19 protein-coding genes are annotated in these 19,747 nt (G+C 60.4%); 8 read left to right on the top strand and 11 right to left on the bottom strand.

Going from position 1 to position 19,747, the window contains the following annotated elements; genetic code table 11:
• Positions 1 to 9 precede the first annotated feature (9 nt).
• Complete coding sequence (locus tag AN476_RS00225) at positions 10 to 759, bottom strand: metal ABC transporter ATP-binding protein (RefSeq protein WP_054458870.1); 750 nt, start codon at positions 757 to 759, stop codon at positions 10 to 12.
• 65 nt (positions 760 to 824) lie between these two features.
• Positions 825 to 1,793 carry a metal ABC transporter solute-binding protein, Zn/Mn family gene (locus AN476_RS00230; protein ID WP_054458377.1) on the bottom strand — a complete coding sequence of 323 codons (969 nt, stop codon included), beginning with the start codon at positions 1,791 to 1,793 and terminating at the stop codon, positions 825 to 827.
• A gap of 203 nt (positions 1,794 to 1,996) precedes the next feature.
• Here AN476_RS00230 and deoC point away from each other — a divergent pair, with 203 nt between their 5' ends.
• From deoC to AN476_RS00245, 3 genes are read left to right on the top strand one after another with little or no spacing between them, the layout of a single operon-like run.
• Positions 1,997 to 2,986, top strand: coding sequence for a deoxyribose-phosphate aldolase (gene deoC, locus AN476_RS00235; RefSeq protein WP_054458378.1), 990 nt, complete (start codon positions 1,997 to 1,999; stop codon positions 2,984 to 2,986).
• 13 nt (positions 2,987 to 2,999) lie between these two features.
• Positions 3,000 to 5,342: an aldehyde dehydrogenase family protein gene (locus AN476_RS00240; protein WP_054458381.1), complete on the top strand. Its 2,343-nt coding sequence runs from the start codon at positions 3,000 to 3,002 to the stop codon at positions 5,340 to 5,342.
• 26 nt (positions 5,343 to 5,368) lie between these two features.
• Positions 5,369 to 6,199, top strand: a complete 831-nt coding sequence (locus tag AN476_RS00245; protein ID WP_054458383.1) for an SDR family oxidoreductase — start codon at positions 5,369 to 5,371, stop codon at positions 6,197 to 6,199.
• 75 nt (positions 6,200 to 6,274) lie between these two features.
• Here the strand turns inward: AN476_RS00245 and AN476_RS00250 are convergent, their stop codons facing one another.
• From AN476_RS00250 to AN476_RS00280, 7 genes are all read right to left on the bottom strand, one after another.
• On the bottom strand, positions 6,275 to 7,597 hold the full coding sequence (locus tag AN476_RS00250) for a pitrilysin family protein (protein ID WP_253279813.1): 1,323 nt from the start codon (positions 7,595 to 7,597) through the stop codon (positions 6,275 to 6,277).
• Positions 7,597 to 8,961, bottom strand: coding sequence for a pitrilysin family protein (locus AN476_RS00255; RefSeq protein ID WP_054458388.1), 1,365 nt, complete (start codon positions 8,959 to 8,961; stop codon positions 7,597 to 7,599). Before AN476_RS00255 ends, AN476_RS00250 begins: the two co-directional genes overlap by 1 nt.
• 252 nt (positions 8,962 to 9,213) lie before the next feature.
• Positions 9,214 to 9,735 carry a DUF3035 domain-containing protein gene (locus AN476_RS00260; RefSeq protein WP_054458389.1) on the bottom strand — a complete coding sequence of 174 codons (522 nt, stop codon included), beginning with the start codon at positions 9,733 to 9,735 and terminating at the stop codon, positions 9,214 to 9,216.
• Positions 9,736 to 9,790: 55 nt separating this feature from the next.
• The gene (gene lspA / locus AN476_RS00265) at positions 9,791 to 10,276 is read right to left on the bottom strand and encodes a signal peptidase II (RefSeq protein WP_054458391.1); all 486 of its coding nucleotides are present in this window, start codon (positions 10,274 to 10,276) and stop codon (positions 9,791 to 9,793) included.
• Between the two features lie 19 nt (positions 10,277 to 10,295).
• The gene (purH, locus tag AN476_RS00270; protein WP_054458393.1) at positions 10,296 to 11,885 is read right to left on the bottom strand and encodes a bifunctional phosphoribosylaminoimidazolecarboxamide formyltransferase/IMP cyclohydrolase; all 1,590 of its coding nucleotides are present in this window, start codon (positions 11,883 to 11,885) and stop codon (positions 10,296 to 10,298) included.
• A 33-nt stretch (positions 11,886 to 11,918) separates the two neighbouring features.
• Positions 11,919 to 13,673, bottom strand: coding sequence for a heparinase II/III family protein (locus tag AN476_RS00275; protein ID WP_054458394.1), 1,755 nt, complete (start codon positions 13,671 to 13,673; stop codon positions 11,919 to 11,921).
• A gap of 106 nt (positions 13,674 to 13,779) precedes the next feature.
• Entirely contained in the window at positions 13,780 to 15,042 is a 1,263-nt protein-coding gene (locus AN476_RS00280; RefSeq protein WP_054458396.1) for an RsmB/NOP family class I SAM-dependent RNA methyltransferase, read from the bottom strand.
• Positions 15,043 to 15,156: 114 nt separating this feature from the next.
• On the opposite strand from AN476_RS00280, the gene AN476_RS00285 reads away from it, so the two are divergent.
• The 3 genes from AN476_RS00285 to AN476_RS00295 all read left to right on the top strand — a co-directional run bounded on the left by AN476_RS00285 (position 15,157) and on the right by AN476_RS00295 (position 16,637).
• Positions 15,157 to 15,369 (top strand): DUF1674 domain-containing protein, encoded by a 213-nt coding sequence (locus tag AN476_RS00285; RefSeq protein WP_054458398.1) that lies wholly within the window; start codon positions 15,157 to 15,159, stop codon positions 15,367 to 15,369.
• A 256-nt stretch (positions 15,370 to 15,625) separates the two neighbouring features.
• Positions 15,626 to 16,273: a hypothetical protein gene (locus AN476_RS00290; RefSeq protein ID WP_054458400.1), complete on the top strand. Its 648-nt coding sequence runs from the start codon at positions 15,626 to 15,628 to the stop codon at positions 16,271 to 16,273.
• A gap of 31 nt (positions 16,274 to 16,304) precedes the next feature.
• Positions 16,305 to 16,637 (top strand): putative quinol monooxygenase, encoded by a 333-nt coding sequence (locus tag AN476_RS00295; protein WP_054458402.1) that lies wholly within the window; start codon positions 16,305 to 16,307, stop codon positions 16,635 to 16,637.
• Between the two features lie 130 nt (positions 16,638 to 16,767).
• Here the strand turns inward: AN476_RS00295 and dapB are convergent, their stop codons facing one another.
• Entirely contained in the window at positions 16,768 to 17,577 is an 810-nt protein-coding gene (dapB, locus tag AN476_RS00300; protein WP_054458404.1) for a 4-hydroxy-tetrahydrodipicolinate reductase, read from the bottom strand.
• Between the two features lie 110 nt (positions 17,578 to 17,687).
• Between dapB and rbfA the strand changes: the two genes are divergently transcribed.
• On the top strand, positions 17,688 to 18,083 hold the full coding sequence (rbfA, locus tag AN476_RS00305) for a 30S ribosome-binding factor RbfA (protein WP_054458406.1): 396 nt from the start codon (positions 17,688 to 17,690) through the stop codon (positions 18,081 to 18,083).
• Positions 18,080 to 18,823, top strand: a complete 744-nt coding sequence (locus AN476_RS00310) for a phosphodiester glycosidase family protein (RefSeq protein WP_371257246.1) — start codon at positions 18,080 to 18,082, stop codon at positions 18,821 to 18,823. Before rbfA ends, AN476_RS00310 begins: the two co-directional genes overlap by 4 nt.
• 16 nt (positions 18,824 to 18,839) lie before the next feature.
• Here the strand turns inward: AN476_RS00310 and AN476_RS00315 are convergent, their stop codons facing one another.
• On the bottom strand, positions 18,840 to 19,745 hold the full coding sequence (locus AN476_RS00315) for a heparin lyase I family protein (RefSeq protein ID WP_054458408.1): 906 nt from the start codon (positions 19,743 to 19,745) through the stop codon (positions 18,840 to 18,842).
• Positions 19,746 to 19,747 lie beyond the last annotated feature (2 nt).

A 19,747-nucleotide genomic window follows, 5' to 3' on the forward strand; every position in this document is an offset into this window, starting at 1 on the left:
GTTGCCCCCTCAGACCCTGGCCAGTTTATCAATTTGCGAGGTTGCGAGCCGCCCGCCATAGGCCGCCTGCAGGGTCTCTTCGGTAAAAGACTCAGCCACCGGACCTTCGGCTACGCGACGGGTATTGATCAGGAAGACCCTGTCAAAATACTCGGTCACGGTGGCCAGATCGTGATGCACCACCACCACCGTCTTGCCCGCCTCGCGCAGGGATTTCAGCACCGAGATGATCGCCTTTTCGGTCGCGGCATCCACCCCGGCAAAGGGCTCGTCCAACAGATAGAGATCTGCCCCCTGGGCCAGGGCGCGGGCGAGAAACACCCGTTGTTGCTGGCCACCGGACAGCTGGCCGATCTGGCGGGCGGCAAAATCGCCCATGCCAACCCGTTCCAGACAGTCCAGCGCTTTGGCGCGATGCATCCCCCTGATCCGACCCAGTAGACCCAGCTCGCGGTAGAGCCCCATCAGCACCACATCAATCACCCGCGTCGGGAAATCCCAATCGACGCTGGCACGCTGTGGCACATAGGCAATCCGGGCGCGCTGCTCTTCCAGCGAGCGGCCAAATACTGAGACCCGGCCGGAGAGCGGTGCGACGATGCCCAAAGCCGCCTTGAGCAGCGTCGATTTACCGGCCCCATTCGGACCGATGATCGCGGTCATCTGCCCCGGCTCCACGGTCATATCCACCGAGAAGACGGCGGGTTTTTCACCGTAACTGACGGTGAGACCGCGAATGGCTAACGGGCTCTGTGCCATCTTTGCTTCTGGTGCCTGGCCTGTGCTCAGGTCGTCCTGGGGCTGCGTCTTCACGATTTCCACTGTTACAATCCTGCCGATAGTTTTCCATCCATGCCACGGGCCGGGGTATCCGCTGCCCCCAGGGCTCGGGAGATGGTTGTCATATTGTGATCTAGCATGCCTAGGTATGTGCCCTCATAGGTGCCATCGGCCCCCATGGCATCGGAAAATAATTCACCGCCGATTGCAACCTCATGCCCCCGAGCTGCCGCCCCTTCGATCAAAGCGCGTACCGAGCGATCCGAAACCGAGCTTTCGACAAAAACCGCCTTGATGTCACGTTCAACCAGCAGGTCAACCAGCTCGCCAATGCGGTTCAGCCCGGCCTCTGATTGGGTCGAAATCCCTTGAATACCCAGCACCTCAAAGCCGTAGTCGCGGCCAAAATAGCCAAAGGCATCATGCGCCGATAGCAAGACCCGGTTTTGTGCCGGAACCCGGGCCAGCACATCCCCGCCATAGGCGATTAGCCGATCCAGATCCGCGATATGAGCCGCGGCATTGGCGGCAAAGATCTCTGCAGCCTCAGGACGCGCTGTGGTCAGGGCCTCCTGGACTTCAGTCACAACCAGTTTCCACAGCGCCGGAGTCATCCAGACATGGGGGTCAAATTTGTCCGCATAGTCATCATGGCCACGCAGCACATCCTTGGGCAGGCCCTCGGCGACGGGGACAACTGTGCGTTTGCGCTCCAGATCATGAAAGAACTCTTCCATCTGCGCCTCTAGGTACAAGCCATGCCACAGAACCAGATCCGCGCGGGTCATGGCGACAATATCGGAACGGGTCTGGCGATAAGCGTGCGGGTCGACTCCGGGACCCATCAGGGCTTTGACTTCTACCTGCTCTCCCCCGACCTGGCGGGCCGCATCCGCAATCATGCCAGTGGTGGCCACCAGGGCCAAAGGCGCATCGGCAGTGGCTCGGCTTGCTGCCATTGGTAGGGCAAAAAGCACCATCAGGCCCAGATAGGCATAGTGTTTGAGTCGCATGGGCCGAGGCCTCCGTAAACTTGCTGTTGCGACAAATATGAGAACGATTCTCAACTTAGTCAATGAAATTGCGACTTATTCGCAAGAAAATCTTGTAATATTTGTCCATTAGGTCAAATTTCACTCGCTGGCCCGGCTGGTTTACTTGCCAAGATGCCGCACCCGTGCGACTTTCGCGCAGAACTCTGTTGAGGACCCCCGGAATGGAAAGCCAAACCTTGGAACATACACAGCCGCTGGCGCTGGCGCAGGAGCCCCGCAACCCTGGCATGGCGCTTGACCTCGACTGGGTCACTGGTGTGCAGGCCAATACCTCTGCGATCGAGCGCCGCTGTGCCACGCTGGCTGCAAGGCGCAGCGTCAAAAAGGACTATCAGGCCGCCTGGCTCTTGAAGGCCGTGACCTGCATCGACTTGACCACGCTGTCTGGCGATGACACCGAAGAGCGCGTGCGCCGGCTTTGTGCCAAGGCGCGTCAACCCGTGCGGGGTGACATCATGCAGGCGCTCGACATGGCCCCAATCACCACCGGCGCCGTCTGCGTCTATCACGAAATGATCCCCGCAGCGGTCAAAGCGCTGGAGGGCAGTGGCATCCCCGTCGCCGCCGTCTCCACCGGGTTTCCGGCCGGGCTATCGCCCTTTCATCTGCGGGTGGCCGAGATCGAGGAAAGCGTCAAGGCCGGCGCCAAAGAGATCGACATCGTGATCTCCCGCCGTCATGTGCTCGCGGGCAACTGGCAGGCGCTCTATGACGAGATGAAAGCCTTCCGCGCCGCCTGTGGCGATGCCCATGTCAAAGCCATCCTCGCCACCGGAGAGCTGGGAAGCCTGCGCAATGTGGCGCGGGCCTCACTGATCTGCATGATGGCCGGGGCGGATTTCATCAAGACCTCCACTGGCAAGGAAAGCGTCAATGCCACGCTGCCTGTCAGCCTGGTGATGATCCGCGCCATCCGCGATTATTATGACCGCACCGGCTTCCGCGTTGGCTACAAACCTGCCGGTGGCATCTCCAAGGCCAAGGACGCGCTGGTCTATCTGTCGCTGATCAAAGAAGAGCTGGGCGACCGCTGGCTGCAACCAGACCTGTTCCGCTTTGGCGCCTCATCCTTGCTCAACGACATCGAACGCCAGCTCGAACACCACACCACCGGCGCCTATTCCGCCAGCTACCGCCATGCCTCGGCCTGAAGGAGCATCAGACATGACCATCAAAGAGAAGTTCGACTCCATGGACTATGGCCCTGCCCCCGAAAATGCCGCCGAAGCACTGGCCTGGTTGATCGATCAAGGCGACCGGTTTGGTCACTTCATCAACGGCACCTTCACCGCGCCGCAGGACGGGTTTGACAGCCGCAATCCCGCCAGTGGCGAAGTGCTGGCCACCCTGAGCCAGGCCACACAGGCGGATGTTGATACCGCGGTCAAAGCCGCCCGTGCGGCCCAGCCGAAATGGGAAAAACTCGGGGGGCCGGGACGCGCGCGCTTCCTCTATGCCATTGCCCGGCTATTGCAGAAACACTCCCGCCTTTTTGCGGTGCTGGAAACCATGGACAACGGCAAGCCGATCCGCGAGAGCCGCGATATCGACATTCCTCTGGCACAGCGGCATTTCTACTATCACGCGGGCATGGCCCAACTGATGGAAAGCGAATTACCCGACGCGCAGGCGCTCGGCGTTTGTGGCCAGATCATCCCCTGGAACTTTCCGCTCTTGATGCTGGCCTGGAAGGTCGCTCCTGCCATTGCCATGGGCAATACCGTGGTGCTGAAACCGGCGGAATACACCTCGCTCACCGCGCTCTTGTTTGCCGATATCTGCCAGCAGGCCGGGCTGCCCAAGGGCGTGGTCAATATTGTCACCGGCGACGGTGCCGTGGGCGAGATGATCGTTGCCGCCGACGTGGACAAGATCGCCTTTACGGGCTCCACCTCGGTGGGGCGGCGCATCCGCGAGGCAACCGCCGGCACGGGCAAGGCGCTGACGCTCGAGCTGGGCGGCAAGTCGCCCTATATCGTCTTTGATGACGCCGATCTGGATTCAGCGGTTGAGGGTCTGGTGGATGCGATCTGGTTCAATCAGGGACAGGTCTGCTGTGCCGGCTCGCGCCTGTTGGTGCAAGAAGGCATCGCAGCGCGTTTCTACACCAAGCTCAAGGCCCGCATGGACAAGCTGCGCATTGGCAGCCCGCTGGATAAATCCATCGACATCGGCGCCGTTGTGGACCCGGTACAGTTGGAAACCATCACTTCGCTGGTCGCGGGCAATCAGGCAGGTGAAACCTATCAACCGAACCTAACGCTCCCCTCTGAAGGCTGCTTTTACCTGCCGACCTTGATTCAGGGCCTTTCGCCCGCTGATCCCCTGATGCAGGAAGAGATCTTTGGCCCGGTTCTGGTCTCTTGCACCTTCCGCACCCCTGCCGAGGCTGTGGAGCTGGCCAATAACAGTCGCTATGGGCTTGCCGCCACGGTCTGGAGCGAGAACGTCAACCTGACGCTGGATATCGCCCCCAAACTGGTGGCCGGTGTTGTCTGGATCAATGGCACCAATATGTTTGACGCCGCTGCGGGTTTTGGTGGCCTGCGCGAAAGCGGTTTTGGCCGTGAAGGCGGCTGGGAGGGCCTTAGCGCCTATACCCGTGCAAAAGGCAAAGCAAAGGCGCTGGCGCCAGTCACAGCCTTTGCCGGCAAACACGATAGCCACGCCGCAGACCCGGTGGATCGCACGGCCAAGATGTATATCGGCGGCAAACAGGCGCGACCCGACAGCGGCTATTCCAAAGCCGTCTACAATGCGCACGGTGCGCTTTTGGGCCATGTGGGCATGGGCAGTCGCAAAGACGTGCGCAACGCGGTTGAGGCCGCAGCCGGGGCCAAGGCCTGGTCCAAGACCACCGGCCATCTGCGGGCTCAGATCCTGTATTACATTGGCGAAAACCTCTCGGCCCGCGCCGAGGAGTTTGCCCATCGTATTGATGCCATGACCGGCAAAAAGGGCGGCGCCAAGGAGGTCGATCTGTCGATCCAGCGCCTGTTCACCGCTGCGGCCTGGGCTGACAAATACGACGGTCAGGCCCATGGGGTGCCGATGCGTGCTGTCGCCCTGGCGATGAAGGAACCCGTCGGGGTGATTGGCGTGCTCTGCGCCGATGAGGCACCGCTGCTGGGCCTGGTCTCGGCCCTGGCCCCGGCATTGGCCATGGGCAACCGGGTGGTTCTGACCGCCTCCTCGCCCTTCCCGCTGGCTGCAACGGATTTCTATCAGGTTCTGGAAACCTCTGATGTGCCTGCAGGTGTGGTCAACATTCTGACCGGTGAAGCCCGCGATCTGGCGGAACCCCTGGCCGCCCATATGAATGTGGATGCCGTCTGGAGCTTCTCCTCCAGCGATCTGAGCGCCAGTATCGAGAAGGCCTCGGCGCTCAACCTCAAGCGGACCTGGGTGGCTAACGCCACGTCGCTCGATTGGACGGTCGATCACAGCCGCCGCTTCTTGCTAGAGTCCACCGAGGTGAAGAACATCTGGGTGCCCTACGGGGAATAGCCCGCAGGACCAAAAGGGAGAATATGATGGCCACCGGATTTGATTTTAACAACAAAACGGTGGCCGTCATTGGCGGCACCAGCGGCATCAACCGCGGGATCGCCGAACGTTTTGCCGCCGCAGGCGCACGGGTGGCTGTGGCCTCGCGCTCGCAGGACAAGGTGGATGACACGGTTGCCGCTCTAAATGATCTTGGCGCAGCCGAGGCCATGGGAATCGCCTTTGACGTGCGTGATCCGGATGCGGTTGCGGCGGGATTTGAGCAGATCCACCAGGCCTTTGGCGATCTCGACATCCTGGTGTCGGGAGCCGCAGGCAACTTTCCGGCACTGGCAGCGGATATGTCGATCAACGCCTTCAAGACCGTGGTCGATATCGACCTGATGGGCACCGTGCATGTGATGAAGGCGGCTTATCCCTATCTGACCCGTCCCGGTGCCAGCATCATCAGCATTTCGGCGCCACAGTCCTATCTGCCCTATGAAGGCCAGTCCCATGTCTGCGCCGCCAAGGCGGGCGTGGATCAGATCACCCGTACGCTCAGCATGGAATGGGGCCTTGAGGGCATCCGCATCAACTCAGTCGTGCCCGGCTTTATCGACGGCACCGAAGGCGCCCGACGCCTGGCCCCCAGCCCCGAAGTGCTCAAGGGGCTGACCCGCAGCATCCCGCTGGGACGCCTGGGGGAATGTGATGATGTGGCCAATGCCTGCCTGTTCCTGGCCTCGGATATGGCCAGCTATATCAGCGGTACGGTTCTGGCCGTGGATGGCGCGCTCTATCAGCGTGGTTCAGGCGGGATTGGCGAAATGATGGGGCATATGCTGCGCCAGGCCTCGACCGCAAAAAAGAGCTGATCGCCAGCCCCTCGCAGAAGATCATGCAGCCCCATCAACTGGCGGGGCTGCTTTTTATTGCCTCAGACGCGCCTGTCACTGGTTGGCGATCAGCCCTTCGGGGCGCCCCACCACAGTGAAATGCAGCTTCTCTGGCAGCAGGATCTCGCTGGCGACCCGGTTGATCTCCTCCAGAGTGACCGCGTTGACCTTGTCGTTGCGGGTCTGAACATAGTCAATCGGCAGATCATCCATCTGCATCCCCACCAGGATCGAGGCAATGCGGCCATTGCCATCAAAGCGCAGCGGATAGGCGCCAGTCAGATAGGTCTTGGCATCCATAAGCTCTTTCTCAGTCACGCCCTCCGTGGCCAGACGCTGCCATTCGCCTTGGATCACCGAGACGGCCTCTGCCATCTTGGAGTTTGCGGACCCCAACTGCCCCATATAGACCGCTGCCAGATCCTGAGGCACGAGATAGGAATAGACCCCATAGGTGAGCCCGCGCTTTTCGCGCACCTCTGTCATCAGGCGGCTGTCAAAAGAGCCACCACCCAGGATCTGGTTCATGATATAGGCCGCAAAGAACCGGTCATCATCACGAGTGATACCCGCATGGCCAAACAGCGCCACCGATTGCGGCGTGTCATAATCCACAATGCTGACCCCACCGGGAATGGCGACATCAGCCGGACCCGGCAGCGGTGCGCCTGTCGCGGCCAAATCGCCCAACAAATCATCCAGAAGCGCGCCCAGTTCCGCAGGCGTTATATCCCCAACAGCGCTGACATAGAGCCTGTCGCGGGCCAAAATCGCCTCATGTGCGGCAAAGATATCCTGACGCGACAGCTCAGACACGCTGTCGATGGTGCCTTTGCCAGAGCTGCCATAGGGATGATCGCCATAGGCCATGGCGGCAAAGGCCTGAGAGGCGATTTTGTTGGGATCTTTCAGATCCGAACGCAGCCCTGCCAATACCTGCGCCCGTACCCGGTCCAGCGCATCCTGATCAAAGCGCGGCTCATGCAGGGTCTGACGCAGCAGCGCCACGGCCTCGTCGCGGTTTTCGCTGAGGAAGCGGGCGGAAATCGACAGGCTGTCGCGATCAGTGTCATAGCCAAAGCTGGCGGCCAGGTTCTCAACCGCGCGGGCATAGTCCTGCGCCTGCATCTCGCCCGAACCCTCCTCCAGCAATCCGGCCATCAGATAGGTCGCACCCCGTTTTCCCGGCGCATCCAGCGAGGTGCCACCGCGAAAGCGCAACTCGAGCGCGGTAAAGGGGATCGAATGATCCTCCACCAGCCAGGCACTGATGCCGCCCGGGGATGTCACTTCGTTGATTTTGATTTCGGCCTGCGCGGGAAGAGCAAGCAGGGAAATCCAGGCAATAACGGTGGCGGTAAAAGCTGAAAGACGCATCATTTGCCCTCCTCCTGCCGCATCATCCACCCCGTGACCGAGGCTTCGGGGCGCAGCAAACCCTGCGCGGCAGCAATGATTTCATCTGCAGTGACCGATTGCAGGATCTGTGGCCAGTCCTGTACGTCCTGAACCGTCAACCCCGAGGTCAGCGCCCGGCCGTAACGATTGGCAATCCCGTCCACATTGTCACGGGCATAGACTTCAGAAGCGCGCAGTTGCAGTTTGATCCGATCCAGCTGTTCGGGGTCCACCCCTGCCTCCAGAAACGCGACCAAGGTGGCGTCCAGCGCCGCTTCGGCCTCTTCCAACGTGACGCCCTGGGCGGGCACGATCAGGAAATCAAAGCTGGTCTTGTCCAGTGAAACCCCGGAATAAAAGGCCCCCGTATAAACCGCCACCTGCTGATCAAACTGCAGCGCATTGGAGAGGTAAGAGGTCGATCCACCGCCCAGAAGCTCTGACAACAGATACAGCGCTGCCGCCTCTTCTTGGGCACCGGTATTGCGCTCGGTTGCAAGATAGGAACGCTGAACATAGGGCTGGGCCACGCGGGGATCGCGAAAGATCAGCCGCCGTTCAGCGTTTTGGGGCGGCTCCTTGCTGCGCGCACGCTCTGTCGGCAGGTCTGGGTTGGCCGGAATGACACCATAATATCTCTCGGCCAGGGCTTTCACCTCTTCCGGGTTCACATCCCCTGAAACCACCAGAATTGCGTTATTGGGCGCGTAATAGGTGCTGTAAAAGGATAGGGCATCTGCCATATCCAGCTCTTCCATTTCATGCCGCCAGCCAATCACAGGCTGGCCATAGCGATGGTTGAGATACTGCGCCGCGTTCAACTGTTCTCCAAACAGGGCCCGGGGATTGTTGTCGGTGCGCTGGTTGCGTTCTTCCAGGATCACTTCGCGCTCAGTGAGGATATCCCCTTCGGAAAGGCGCAGATTGACCATTCGGTCGCTCTCCATCCGCATCATCAGTTCCAGCCGATCCGAGGCAACCCGCTGATAATAGGCGGTGTAATCATAGCTGGTAAAGGCGTTATCGCGCCCCCCATTGGCCGCCACGGTGGCAGAGAGCTCACCAGGGGCGAGGGTATCAGTGCCCTTGAACAACAGATGTTCCAGGAAATGCGCCACACCGGACTGGCCGACGGGTTCATCCGCAGACCCCGCGCGATACCAGACCATATGCTGCACCACCGGCACCCGGTGATCCTCGACAACAACAACCTCCATGCCATTCTCCAGAGAGAAACTGGTCACCAGGTCATCCGACCCCGAAGCACCGTCCTGGGACTTGGCCACAGCGCCTGACAGGCTGAGGCTCAGCATGGTTGCCGCCAAAGCAATCCTTGCGAACATTGGGGTGTCTCCTCATTGTTGACGTCTCGGCCCGTTGGGCCTGGGCCTCTATTTGGGTCACTGCTGCTTTGTGTTCAACCTACGCCCCTGATATCTGGGCGCAAGCAACACTATCGTAAACGTGAAAAGTGAAGGCCTCACTGCGCCGCGTTTTGACACAGAGTAACAAGAGCTCGCTCAACAACAGATGAAGCGGGTCAAAGCAAAACAGGGCTGCCAAAGCAGCCCCGTCATCCTGATTTCACCGTAGAGTTACTCTCCGCTTGCAGGCGGCGCGGAAGGCGTAGCGACCCCGGCCCGGCGGAAGGCCTCATTAGCGGCAAAGGGATCTAGTGTTTGTCTGGAATAGATCTGCTCGTAGCGGTCAACTGGGGCGATTTTGATGCGCCCGCCACGGCGTCTGCGTTTCAAGAAAGCCGCATCTTCAGCAGCCAAGACCTGGCGCACGTCCGGCGAGACACCATACCGGCTGGAGGCGGTGACCAAGCCGGCATCACTGGCTGGAACAGATCCGGCGGGCAGCAATGCATCTGGCCTGCCCCCCAGGGCAGCGACGGCCTCGGCCTGCGGATTGACATCGGTGCGGTTCTGACCACCCGGTGTTGGCACCGGCAGATCCGCGTAGCTGTCCGGCGCGCTCAATGGCTTGGGAGGCAGCACAAGAAACTCATCCGGTCCGGTGCCGGTACTGCGAATATCGCGCAGCTCCTTTTTGCCGCAGCCAGACACAGCCACAGCACAGATCAGACCGATTATCGCCAGAGGAATCCGCATTTCCCCAATACTCCCGTCAGTTTCAACGCGGTTTTAGCCTATTTCCCAAAGGAGGTCACGCAGGCTTTTTGATGCGCCCTTCAAACAGGATCAAACCCGCCGCTCCGGCAAAAATAAACACATCCGCCAGATTAAAGACATAAGGATTGTTCAGCCCACAACAGGACATATTGAGAAAGTCGAGCACATAGCCATAGAGCAGCCGATCCGCCACATTGCCAAGAGCGCCGCCAATGACCAGGCCTGCCGAGAGCTGCATCAAAGCGCCCTTGTCACGCCCCCGCCCGATCCACAGGACCAGCGTCAGACAGATCGCCAGCGACAGGCCAATAAGGATCCACCGGGCGCTGTCTGCCCCGTCGCCAAAGAGGCCAAAATTGATGCCTGTGTTTTCGCCATAGCGAAAATTCAGCAGCGGCGGCAGCACATCAATGCTGAGACGACGCGACAGGCCCATCCAGTGGATGACCAGGTATTTGCTGGCCTGATCCAGGAGGAAGGCCCAAAAGGCGCCCCAGAATATCATACGTGCTGCTGCCATGTTTTTCTCGTGTCTCGTCTTAGTGGCGGAAGTGGCGCATGCCGGTAAAGACCATCGCAATGCCCTGCTCATTGGCCGCCGCGATCACCTCTTCGTCGCGCATCGAGCCACCGGGTTGGATCACGCAGGTCGCCCCAGCAGCCGCCGCTTCCAGCAGACCATCGGCAAAGGGGAAAAACGCGTCAGAAGCCACGGCTGAGCCCTTGGCAAGGCTTTCGTCCAGACCCAGCTCATCCGCCATGCGCTGCGCTTTTGACGCCGCCACATTGGCACTGTCCAACCGGCTCATCTGGCCGGCGCCAACGCCAACGGTCGCATTGCCTTTGACATAGACGATGGCATTGGATTTGACGTGTTTCGCCACTTTCCAGGCAAAAAGCAGATCCTGCATCTGTTCATCCGTAGGTGCCTTCTTGGTGACAACCTTCAGATCCTCCATGCCAACGTAACCCACGTCTTTGTCCTGAACCAACACGCCGCCGCCCACCTGTTTATAGGCGGTTTGGGCCGCACGGGTGTCAGGCAGGCCATCGGTCAGCAAAAGACGCAGGTTCTTTTTGGCAGCAAAAATCGCCTTGGCCTCATCCGAGGCACCGGGGGCAATCACCACCTCGGTGAAGATTTCGACAATCTTGGTCGCGGTCTCTGCGTCCAGCGGCTGGTTCAGGGCAACAATACCACCAAAGGCCGAGGTGCGGTCACAGTCAAAAGCCTTTTGGTAGGCCTCGGTCAGGCTCGCGCCTTTGGCTACACCGCAGGGGTTGGCGTGCTTGATGATGGCCACGGCAGCTGTCTCTGCCGGATCAAACTCCGCCACCAGCTCATAGGCGGCGTCGGTGTCATTGATGTTGTTGTAGGACAGTTCCTTGCCCTGCAGCTGCACAGCAGTGGCCACACCGGGACGGCCCGTGCCATCGGTATAAAAGGCCGCCTGCTGATGGCTGTTTTCACCATAGCGCAGGGTTTGCTTCAACTCGCCGGCAAAGGCACGGCGACGTGGCGTTGGTTCGTTGATCGCCCCCGCCATCCAGGTCGACACGGCCGCATCATAGGCGGCTGTGCGCGCGTAGGCGATCTGCGACAGGCGCTGACGGAAGGCATAGGAGGTCTGACCGTCGTTGGCGTCCAATTCCGCCAGCAGAGCATCATAGTCTTCGACATCGGTCACCACGTTCACGAACAGGTGGTTCTTGGAGGCGGCGCGGATCATTGCCGGACCGCCAATGTCGATGTTTTCAATCATCTCATCATAACCGGCACCACGCGCCAGAGCGGCCTCGAACGGATAGAGGTTCACCACAAGCAGGTCGATGGCGCCAATGCCATGCTCGGTCATGGCGGCCACATGGGTGTCATTGTCGCGCAGCGCCAGCAGACCACCATGCACCATCGGGTGCAGGGTCTTGACCCGGCCATCCATCATTTCCGGAAAGCCGGTCACATCCGCGACGTCTTTCACGCTAAGGCCTGCGTCCCGCAGCGCCTTGGCGGACCCACCGGTCGACAGCAATTCAACACCACGCGCAGCCAGCGCCTTGCCCAGATCGATCAGGCCGGTTTTATCGGAAACGGAAAGCAGCGCGCGGCGTACGGGGTGAAGGTCGGTCATGGCAGGGCGGTCCTTTGTAGGCTCAGATGAGGCTCATTCAAAAATCTCGGGGTCATCCCGATTCAGGTCGCGCACGGCAATGGCAGTCTCCTGCGCCTTGCTGAGCGTCCACCGGACGCGTGTCGCATACTCGATTGCGCGCCCAGATAAAACGATCTGCTTTGCCGCACGAGGCTTTAATCGCGTTTTTTCCAGATAAACACTGGGTTCCAGCTTCAATTCGCAGCTTCCATCGTGGCGAAACACCCAGATCTCGCCGCTCTTCAGCGCCATCGACACCGCGGATCCGCCCAGATCCAGCGCCGAATCCACCTCCGGATGCAGGTGCAGGCGCAGTTCGAACTCTACGCCCTGGGTGCCGGAGCGATCCAAAACCTTGGAAAAGACCCGCTTGGCAGGGTCCTCAATGGCAACCAATAGGTCCTCCCCCGACAGCCCACGCCCATCATCCGACAATTCCAATGTACGCGCATGGGTGAGACCAAAGTCCCGCAGGTAGCCATCGTGGCCGCCCTGAAAGCGATGCCCATCGGCCAGTTCATCTAACGCAACCTGCACCGCTTTGGGGCCATCCACCAGCAGTTCTTGCCCCGTGGTGCGATCCGGCGTGGCCAGGCGGGCGCTGGAATGCCCCGCCAGACATAGGGTCGAATGAGACGGCGTTGCCCGCCCAGCACGGCGCCATTCCAAGCCAAAAGTCTCGCCAGAGCCGCAATTGACAATCAGCGGCCGTCGCCCGGAGGTCAGCTCAAAGGCCAGGCTGGAAGCATGGCCATTGCTTGATGCGGCCCCGGCGGGCGGCACGGCGGCATCAATCACGACCGAGGTACGACGCGCCGCCAGGCGCGCATAGCCCATAGCCAACCCGTCACGGTGATCGCCCGCAACATGGCTGGCCGCAAGGGCATGATCCAACCAGCCCTCCAAACCCCGTCCGCCGCCATGAAACCGTGCCAATCCGCCGTCGGCATGACGCAGGGTACGCAGTGCTGGGGCGATCCGCTCAATCGCCGCAGTCTGTGCCGCGGGCACGGTGCGACCGGCCTCGTGCAGGGCGGCCGCAGCCCATGTCAGCAGGGTAAAGACTTCCAGCAGTTCTTCAGGATTGCGCGTCGGCACGCCGCCGCCAGCATCAATCTGGGCTTCGCATTCCAGGGCCAGAGCTCGGATCGCTGGATCCGCAAGCTCTTCGCGCCCCTGCAGGGCCAGCCCGGCATAGATCAATCCTGTGAGGGCCTCAAACCGAGGCAGTCCTGGCGAGGCCCCCTGCCAGCGTTGAGACAAGAACCAGGTCTGTTGCGACAGGGATTGATAAAATACCTCGGTCTCGGCGCGATCTTTGCCACTGAGCAAGAACAGAGCGTGGTTGATCCAACGAATGACCCGCCGCCCTGTCAGATCCGGTGACCAGGCCAAGGCAGAGCCCCGTCCACCCCCTGATCCATGGGTTTCAATCCAACCCCAGACCCATTTCTGCGCCTTAACCCGCGCCCTGATATCGCCTACGGCGGCCAGATCATCGAGCCAGCCAAAGCCCTGCCGTTCGGCATCAAAGGCTGCATCTGGGGCATTTACGTCCCACAGGCCGGTGGTTTCCGATTCGACCAGAAAGCCCGCAAACAGCAGATTGCCGGCCACCAGCTGGCGGCCACGGGCAAAGCTGCCAATGGTGCGCGGTTCGGGTTGCGACACAAAGCCCGTCGCCGCTGGCTGCTTACGGGCGCGCCAGGCGTAAAGCCTATTCATCATGCGAGTCCCGCGACTCGCCACTCTGTCGTATCTGGACATGCTCTCTGCCTCACGCCTTTGGGGCTGTTGATTGCCGGCGTTTTGGCAAAAGGATAGCCGCCTTGGCCCGGCAAGTCACCGATGAATGCAGGCTCAAGGTGCGGCGCTAGGCAGATTTACGCAAGAGCGCCATGTAAAACCCGTCCATGCCACCCTGCTCGGGCCAATAGTCCGGCCGCAACCGCAGCCCACCCTCTTCGGTGATCCAGGTCGGATCAATTCCCAATGTCTCCAGCACAGATCGATCCACGGTCATATCGGGAAACATCTCCAACGCCTCTTCAATCTGGCACTCGCCTTCGTCCGGCAAGAGCGAGCAGGTGCAAAACACCATACGCCCGCCGGGTTTGACCAGGCTCCAGGCGTGCACCAACATCTGCGCCTGCAAATCAATCAACGCGCCAAAGGCACTGCCATCCTTGGCATGAGGCAAATCGGGATGACGGCGAATGGTGCCGGTTGCCGAACAGGGGGCATCGAGCAAAACCCCATCAAATTTGCCGGCCTGCTCCAGGGCATCGCCCACCACCAGATCAGCCACCAACCCGGTCCGGGTCAGGTTCTCCTGCAACCGCTCCATCCGGGAGGCTGAGGTATCCACCGCCGTCACACTGGCACCAGCGGCAGCCATCTGCATGGTCTTGCCACCTGGCGCGGCACAAAGATCCAGCACCCGCTCGCCCTGTTTGGCCTGCAGAATCTTCGCCGGCAATGCCGCCGCAGCATCCTGCACCCACCAGTCACCCGCCTCATATCCAGCCAGGGCAGAGACCTGCCCGGCTTCGGTCAAACGATGCGATCCCGTCGCCAGCACACGCCCCCCCAAAGCCGTCAGATCCGCACCGGGTTTGCCGGTGAGATCCAGCGGCGCGCCCGCATAGTGCGCGGCCTCAATCCTCAGCATGGCCTCGGCACCCCAGGCATCCGCCAAGGGCTTGCGCAGCCATTTGGGCAGGCGCGGCATCCGCAGCTTTGCCCATTCCGCCGGGCCTTGCTCCGCCACTTTGCGCAGCACCGCATTGACCAGACCTTTGAGTTTCCCATGACGGCGGTGCTTGGAGATGATCGCCACCATATCATTGACCACACCATGCGCCGCCGCGCCGTGACACAGTTCCACGGTGCCCAAACGAAGGGCATTTTGCACCGTCAGCGGCGTTGATTTCTTCAAGTGCTTTTGCAGCACCCGATCGGCGCGTTCCAGGCTGCGCAGGGTCTGCAGTGTCAGACGTTGGGTCCGCGCCCGATCCTCAGGTGTCAGACGTTCCAAGGCCCCCGCCGCATAGCATTCCGCCAGCAGACGCCCCTCACCCAGAACCTGATCCAAAAGATAGATCACCGTACGGCGGGCCTGAGTTCCATCGGACATTGCTGCTCTCCTTGCCTTAGACGGCGCCGCGCGCACCTCAGCGCAGACACCCCTGGTGACTTGTTCCCACCAGAAAGGCGCGTATATCATGGCCTCAGCATAAAGGAACCCGCCATGAGCGACGAGACCCCAAGCCCCAAAACGGCAGAACCCGCCATCGACCCCAATCTGCCGCCCGCGGCCCAGCGCGCCCTGGCTGAAGCCGCTGAACGCCGCAAACAGGCCGAAGCAAAAGCCCAACCACCAGCCGAGCTGGGCGGGCGCGACGGCTTGGATCCGGCCCGCTATGGCGACTGGGAGAAAAAGGGCATCGCAATCGACTTCTGACCCTTTTGCGCCTTTTGGATCGCGGAACATCGCGCTTTTTTCGGCGTGTGAACGCGTGGTTGGTTGCTTAAATTTCAGGATATCTACTTTGAAAATCGGCAATATTATTGGTGTGGTCTGCGTTCTTCTTGCAGCTGTCGCTGTTTACTAGCTCTTAACCCAAAAAAGCCCACAGGAACTGGCGCTGGATACCCTCCGGGATGCCCACTGGGCCGCCGAAGGCGCAGATGTCGACATTCGACTGGAGGCCTGCCGATTGGATATTTCAATCCGGCAGGTTCAACCTAACGGCACTGGGCTGCGTCGATCCCGTTTGGTCACCGAACTCTCCGACTTCCGCCAAGACACCGTAAATATCCTACCGACCAACGATGGACGCGCGATCCTGTCCTTAATACCCAAACCAATTTCGAATCAGCAGCTTGCATCGGCTCAAAGGCTTTTGTCCAATATCCCATCCAGCATGCGAGACCAAAAGGGCCATACCCTGACGATGTTCCACAATGATGGCAGGGTGACGCAGAACAGCCCTCTCCCATCCGGGCAGGAAGGCCATTGGCCAAAGACCGATCTGCGCCGCCTCCTGGAGCAGCCAAATGGGAAACTCACCTTTCAGCTCAGAGCGCTTCTCCCCGATACAGAACCGGGACAGGCCGCAGCAGCAATTCAACCCCACAAGGACGCCCCTGCGCTCTTTGACTTTGTACAGGCCGTTGAAGCCGATTCAACACTTGTCGGCTATAGTTTCAATCTGATCTTCAACACAGAGACAGCCGCGCGCGACACCCTGATACTTGGCGGTTTGGAGTTCCCCACCCAGGTCCGGTTTACAGTCGCCTCCGAAGACAGAGCCCGCGAAACTGCCAAAGCCCTGTTAGGATATAGTCACGCCAACTGCCGGTAAGACTGCAGCCCTTCAGCGTTGAGGACCTGAGATGATTTTGGAAATACGCCGCTACACCCTTCACCCTGGCCAGCGAGAGGCCTTTATAGACTTCTTTGAAGAGGTGAACCGCGCCGCCCTACGAGCGGCCGGCATGTTGGTTTTTGGGCCAATGCGCGATCTCGAAGACCCAGACAAAGTGCATTGGATCCGTGCTTTTGAAAGCCTGGAGCACCGCGATGCGGTCAAACAGGCCTTTTACGACGGCCCCATCTGGACGCAGGAGGTCGAGCCTCTGGTGATGCCGCTGATCGCCCATTTTGAGGCCTCCGTTGTGGAAACCACTAAGGGCTTTGAAGGGTTCAGAGAAACTCCCGATCTCTGACAGCAGCGTGCAGCAACGGGCTCTCTAAAGCCCCTTGCCCATCATCTTTCCAAAAATATTCCCGCCGGAGGCACACAGGCGGCTTTGCCGCCCAAGAACATGCGGCGCCCCAGCGGGGCGCCTCCGGGCTTCAAAGCCCCAACACATCCAGCATGTCGTATTCGCCGGGCGCCTTGCCCTGCCCCCAAAGCGCAGCCTTTAGCGCGCCGCGGGCGAAGATGGCGCGGTCTGTCGCCATATGGCGCAGCACGATGCGCTCGCCAGCCGCAGCAAACAACACGTCATGCTCGCCGACGATATCGCCACCGCGAATGGCGCTGAACCCGATATCGCCGCGTTTGCGTGCCCCCGTGATGCCATCGCGGCCAGAATCCGACACCTCCGCCAGTTTCACCCCTCGCCCCTCGGCGGCGGCCTCCCCCAGCATCAAGGCCGTGCCCGACGGCGCGTCCACCTTGTGGTGATGATGGGCTTCGATCACTTCGATGTCAAAATCCTCATCCAGCGCTGCGGCGACTTTTTTGGTCAGCTGTACCAGCAGGTTCACCCCCAGGCTCATATTGCCAGCCCGGATCAGAACCGCATGACGCGCCGCAGGTTCCAGCTGGGCGATCTGTTCCTCCGACATGCCGGTGGTGCCAATCACATGCACCGCCCGCGCCTGCGCCGCCAGCTTTGAAAACGCCAGCGTGGCTTCGGGAGAGGTGAAATCAATAACCGCCTGCGCTTTAGAAAAAGTCTCCAAAGGATCATCGGTGACCACCACCCCAATCTCGGCGCCACCCATGACGACGCCAAGATCCTGACCTACCCAGGCATGGCCTGCGCGCTCCACCGCGCCAACCAGTCGCGCCCTGTCGCTGTCCAGAACCGTCTTGATCAGCATCTGCCCCATGCGGCCAGAGGCCCCCGTAATTACGATGCCTGGTGTCTCACTCATTGCTGTGGTCCTCGCCGCTTGCTGGATGGATCGTTAAAAACTCTGCTGGTTTCCTCCTACCCGCTTGGCCATGACTTGGCAAAGGGCTGGTTTGGGCTTAGATCCAAGGTATGGCAAAGAACAAATCTCCCGAGGGGCGTGCCCCCTCCCAACGGCAGCTGCGCGTCGGCGAGCTGATCCGCCGGACCCTGTCCGAAATCCTGTCGCGCGGCGATCTGCATGATCCCGAGCTGAACCGTATGTCCGTCACTGTTGGCGAAGTCCGGGTCACCCCCGATCTGCGCATCGCCACGGCCTATGTGCTGCCTCTGGGTGGCAAAGGCCAGGAGGATCTGCTGAAGCTTCTGGGCCGCAACAAATGGGAGCTGCGCACCCTGGCGGGCAAGAAGCTGGGGATGAAATACACCCCCGATCTGCGCTTCCAGCTGGATCTCACCTATGATCAGATGGATGCCACCCGACGGATGCTGGAACAGGACGCGGTGCGCCGCGATATCGAGAGTTGATCCGCCGGACCCTGATCCTGCTGGCGGCCCTCTGGGCCCTGCCTGCAGTTGGGTCCGATTCCGGCGCAGTCAGCTGCTCTGACCTCAGCTACCAGGACAACCGCTACACGATCTGCGAAGTCGATGCGGCGCGGGCCCAGCTCAAGCTGTTTTTACGCGACGACAAGGAGCAGGTCTTTGGTCATTTCTCCAACATCGAGGATGCACTCAAGGCCGAGGGCAAAGACCTGATCTTTGCCACCAATGCCGGCATGTATCACGCCAACCGCGCCCCGGTGGGGCTCTATATCGAAGACGGCAAGCAGGAGATGCGGCTGATCCCCAATGCCGGGCCGGGCAACTTTGGTCTGCTGCCCAATGGGGTCTTCTGCCTGCGCCAGGGGCGCGCCGATGTTTTTGAAACCCTGGCCTTTCGCGATGCGGGCATCAGCTGCACCTCGGCGACGCAATCCGGGCCGATGCTGGTAATCGACGGCGCGCTACATCCGCGGTTTTTGCCTGACTCCAGCTCCTATTACATCCGCAACGGCGTCGGCACCTCCGCCGATGGTACGCGCGTGGTCTTTGCCATCTCGCGCAATGCGGTCACCTTTCACCAATTCGGCAGCCTGTTCCGCGATCACCTAAAGCTGCCCAATGCGCTCTATTTTGATGGCAATATCTCGCGGCTGCATGCGCCCCAGATTGGGCGCAGTGACGCGGGTTTCATGATGGGCCCGGTGGTGGGCGTGGTAGAGTAGCCCCCAGCTGTCAAGGTCAGTTGACTGGCGGCACGCCGCGCGCCTCGAGCAGTTTGACATCAACATCTTCGCGCCGGGCGCCTGCACGGAATTCATCGTAATAAATGACATGTGTTGGCAGCGCGACGCCCCAGTCGTATTCGAAAGGCGTTGGCGAAGGGCTTCTGGAAGTGCCATCCTCGTGGCTCTGCGCAAAGGCTCTTGCCGCGGCCGGTGTCCGCCCTTTTTGCGCCAGATAGCGGCTGACAAAACTATTGTAGATCCCGTACTTCAATCCCAGTTTGGGCCGCTTGTTGCGAAACTCTGCGGGCATAAAAGGTGTTTTGCGCTGACAAATCAGCTTGCCGTCTTTGAACAACTGAAAATAGCGCGCCTGCCCCTGATGCCCATAATGCGCGTAGATGGTGACATCTATCCAACGCCCCTTCCACGAGGCCATCGGCCCAATCCGACATTTCTGCCCATCAGCCCACTGCAGATAGGGGGAATCGTTGTAGGTGATATGCCACATCGGCATCGACCACCCCTCAGCCTTGACTTGCCCCAACAGGGTATTCGCCCGCCCCAGGCTGACAAAATCATTGGGTATCAGTATCGAATAGCCATACCAAACCCCCTGCCCCGGCTTTGAAAACGCATTCTTGGGGCGCTCTTTCATCTCGACCCGCCCCCGATCGGTACTGCAGTCATCCCAGCCAGAGCTGCGACCACAATCACCATGGCGAATTTCGAACTGCTGCGCCCGCTCTCCACGACGGGTCGGCTGTGACACCATCGCATGGCGATACCTTTGCCGGTGCGACAGATCCTCGATCTTGACGTTCCGCAAAACCGAATTGCGCAGGGGACGTTCCTTTGCCTGCAATAAATTAGGTGCGATCAGAGAAGCGACCGCCAGTAAAACGATGGAAAAATACTTCATAA

Origin of the sequence: Phaeobacter sp. 11ANDIMAR09 (assembly GCF_001294455.1) — a bacterium.
In the GTDB taxonomy this organism is placed as follows: domain Bacteria; phylum Pseudomonadota; class Alphaproteobacteria; order Rhodobacterales; family Rhodobacteraceae; genus Pseudophaeobacter.

Excerpts from the sequence above, each read along its gene's own strand:
- AN476_RS00285 (WP_054458398.1), top strand. The coding sequence starts at position 15,157 with ATGAGCGACGAGACCCCAAGCCCCAAAACGGCAGAACCCGCCATCGAC.
- AN476_RS00275 (WP_054458394.1), bottom strand. The coding sequence starts at position 13,673 with ATGTCCAGATACGACAGAGTGGCGAGTCGCGGGACTCGCATGATGAAT.
- deoC (WP_054458378.1), top strand. The coding sequence starts at position 1,997 with ATGGAAAGCCAAACCTTGGAACATACACAGCCGCTGGCGCTGGCGCAG.
- purH (WP_054458393.1), bottom strand. The coding sequence starts at position 11,885 with ATGACCGACCTTCACCCCGTACGCCGCGCGCTGCTTTCCGTTTCCGAT.
- AN476_RS00245 (WP_054458383.1), top strand. The coding sequence starts at position 5,369 with ATGGCCACCGGATTTGATTTTAACAACAAAACGGTGGCCGTCATTGGC.
- AN476_RS00260 (WP_054458389.1), bottom strand. The coding sequence starts at position 9,735 with ATGCGGATTCCTCTGGCGATAATCGGTCTGATCTGTGCTGTGGCTGTG.
- rbfA (WP_054458406.1), top strand. The coding sequence starts at position 17,688 with ATGGCAAAGAACAAATCTCCCGAGGGGCGTGCCCCCTCCCAACGGCAG.
- AN476_RS00225 (WP_054458870.1), bottom strand. The coding sequence starts at position 759 with ATGGCACAGAGCCCGTTAGCCATTCGCGGTCTCACCGTCAGTTACGGT.
- AN476_RS00250 (WP_253279813.1), bottom strand. The coding sequence starts at position 7,597 with ATGCGTCTTTCAGCTTTTACCGCCACCGTTATTGCCTGGATTTCCCTG.
- AN476_RS00295 (WP_054458402.1), top strand. The coding sequence starts at position 16,305 with ATGATTTTGGAAATACGCCGCTACACCCTTCACCCTGGCCAGCGAGAG.
- AN476_RS00255 (WP_054458388.1), bottom strand. The coding sequence starts at position 8,961 with ATGTTCGCAAGGATTGCTTTGGCGGCAACCATGCTGAGCCTCAGCCTG.
- AN476_RS00315 (WP_054458408.1), bottom strand. The coding sequence starts at position 19,745 with ATGAAGTATTTTTCCATCGTTTTACTGGCGGTCGCTTCTCTGATCGCA.
- AN476_RS00280 (WP_054458396.1), bottom strand. The coding sequence starts at position 15,042 with ATGTCCGATGGAACTCAGGCCCGCCGTACGGTGATCTATCTTTTGGAT.
- AN476_RS00230 (WP_054458377.1), bottom strand. The coding sequence starts at position 1,793 with ATGCGACTCAAACACTATGCCTATCTGGGCCTGATGGTGCTTTTTGCC.
- dapB (WP_054458404.1), bottom strand. The coding sequence starts at position 17,577 with ATGAGTGAGACACCAGGCATCGTAATTACGGGGGCCTCTGGCCGCATG.
- AN476_RS00240 (WP_054458381.1), top strand. The coding sequence starts at position 3,000 with ATGACCATCAAAGAGAAGTTCGACTCCATGGACTATGGCCCTGCCCCC.
- lspA (WP_054458391.1), bottom strand. The coding sequence starts at position 10,276 with ATGGCAGCAGCACGTATGATATTCTGGGGCGCCTTTTGGGCCTTCCTC.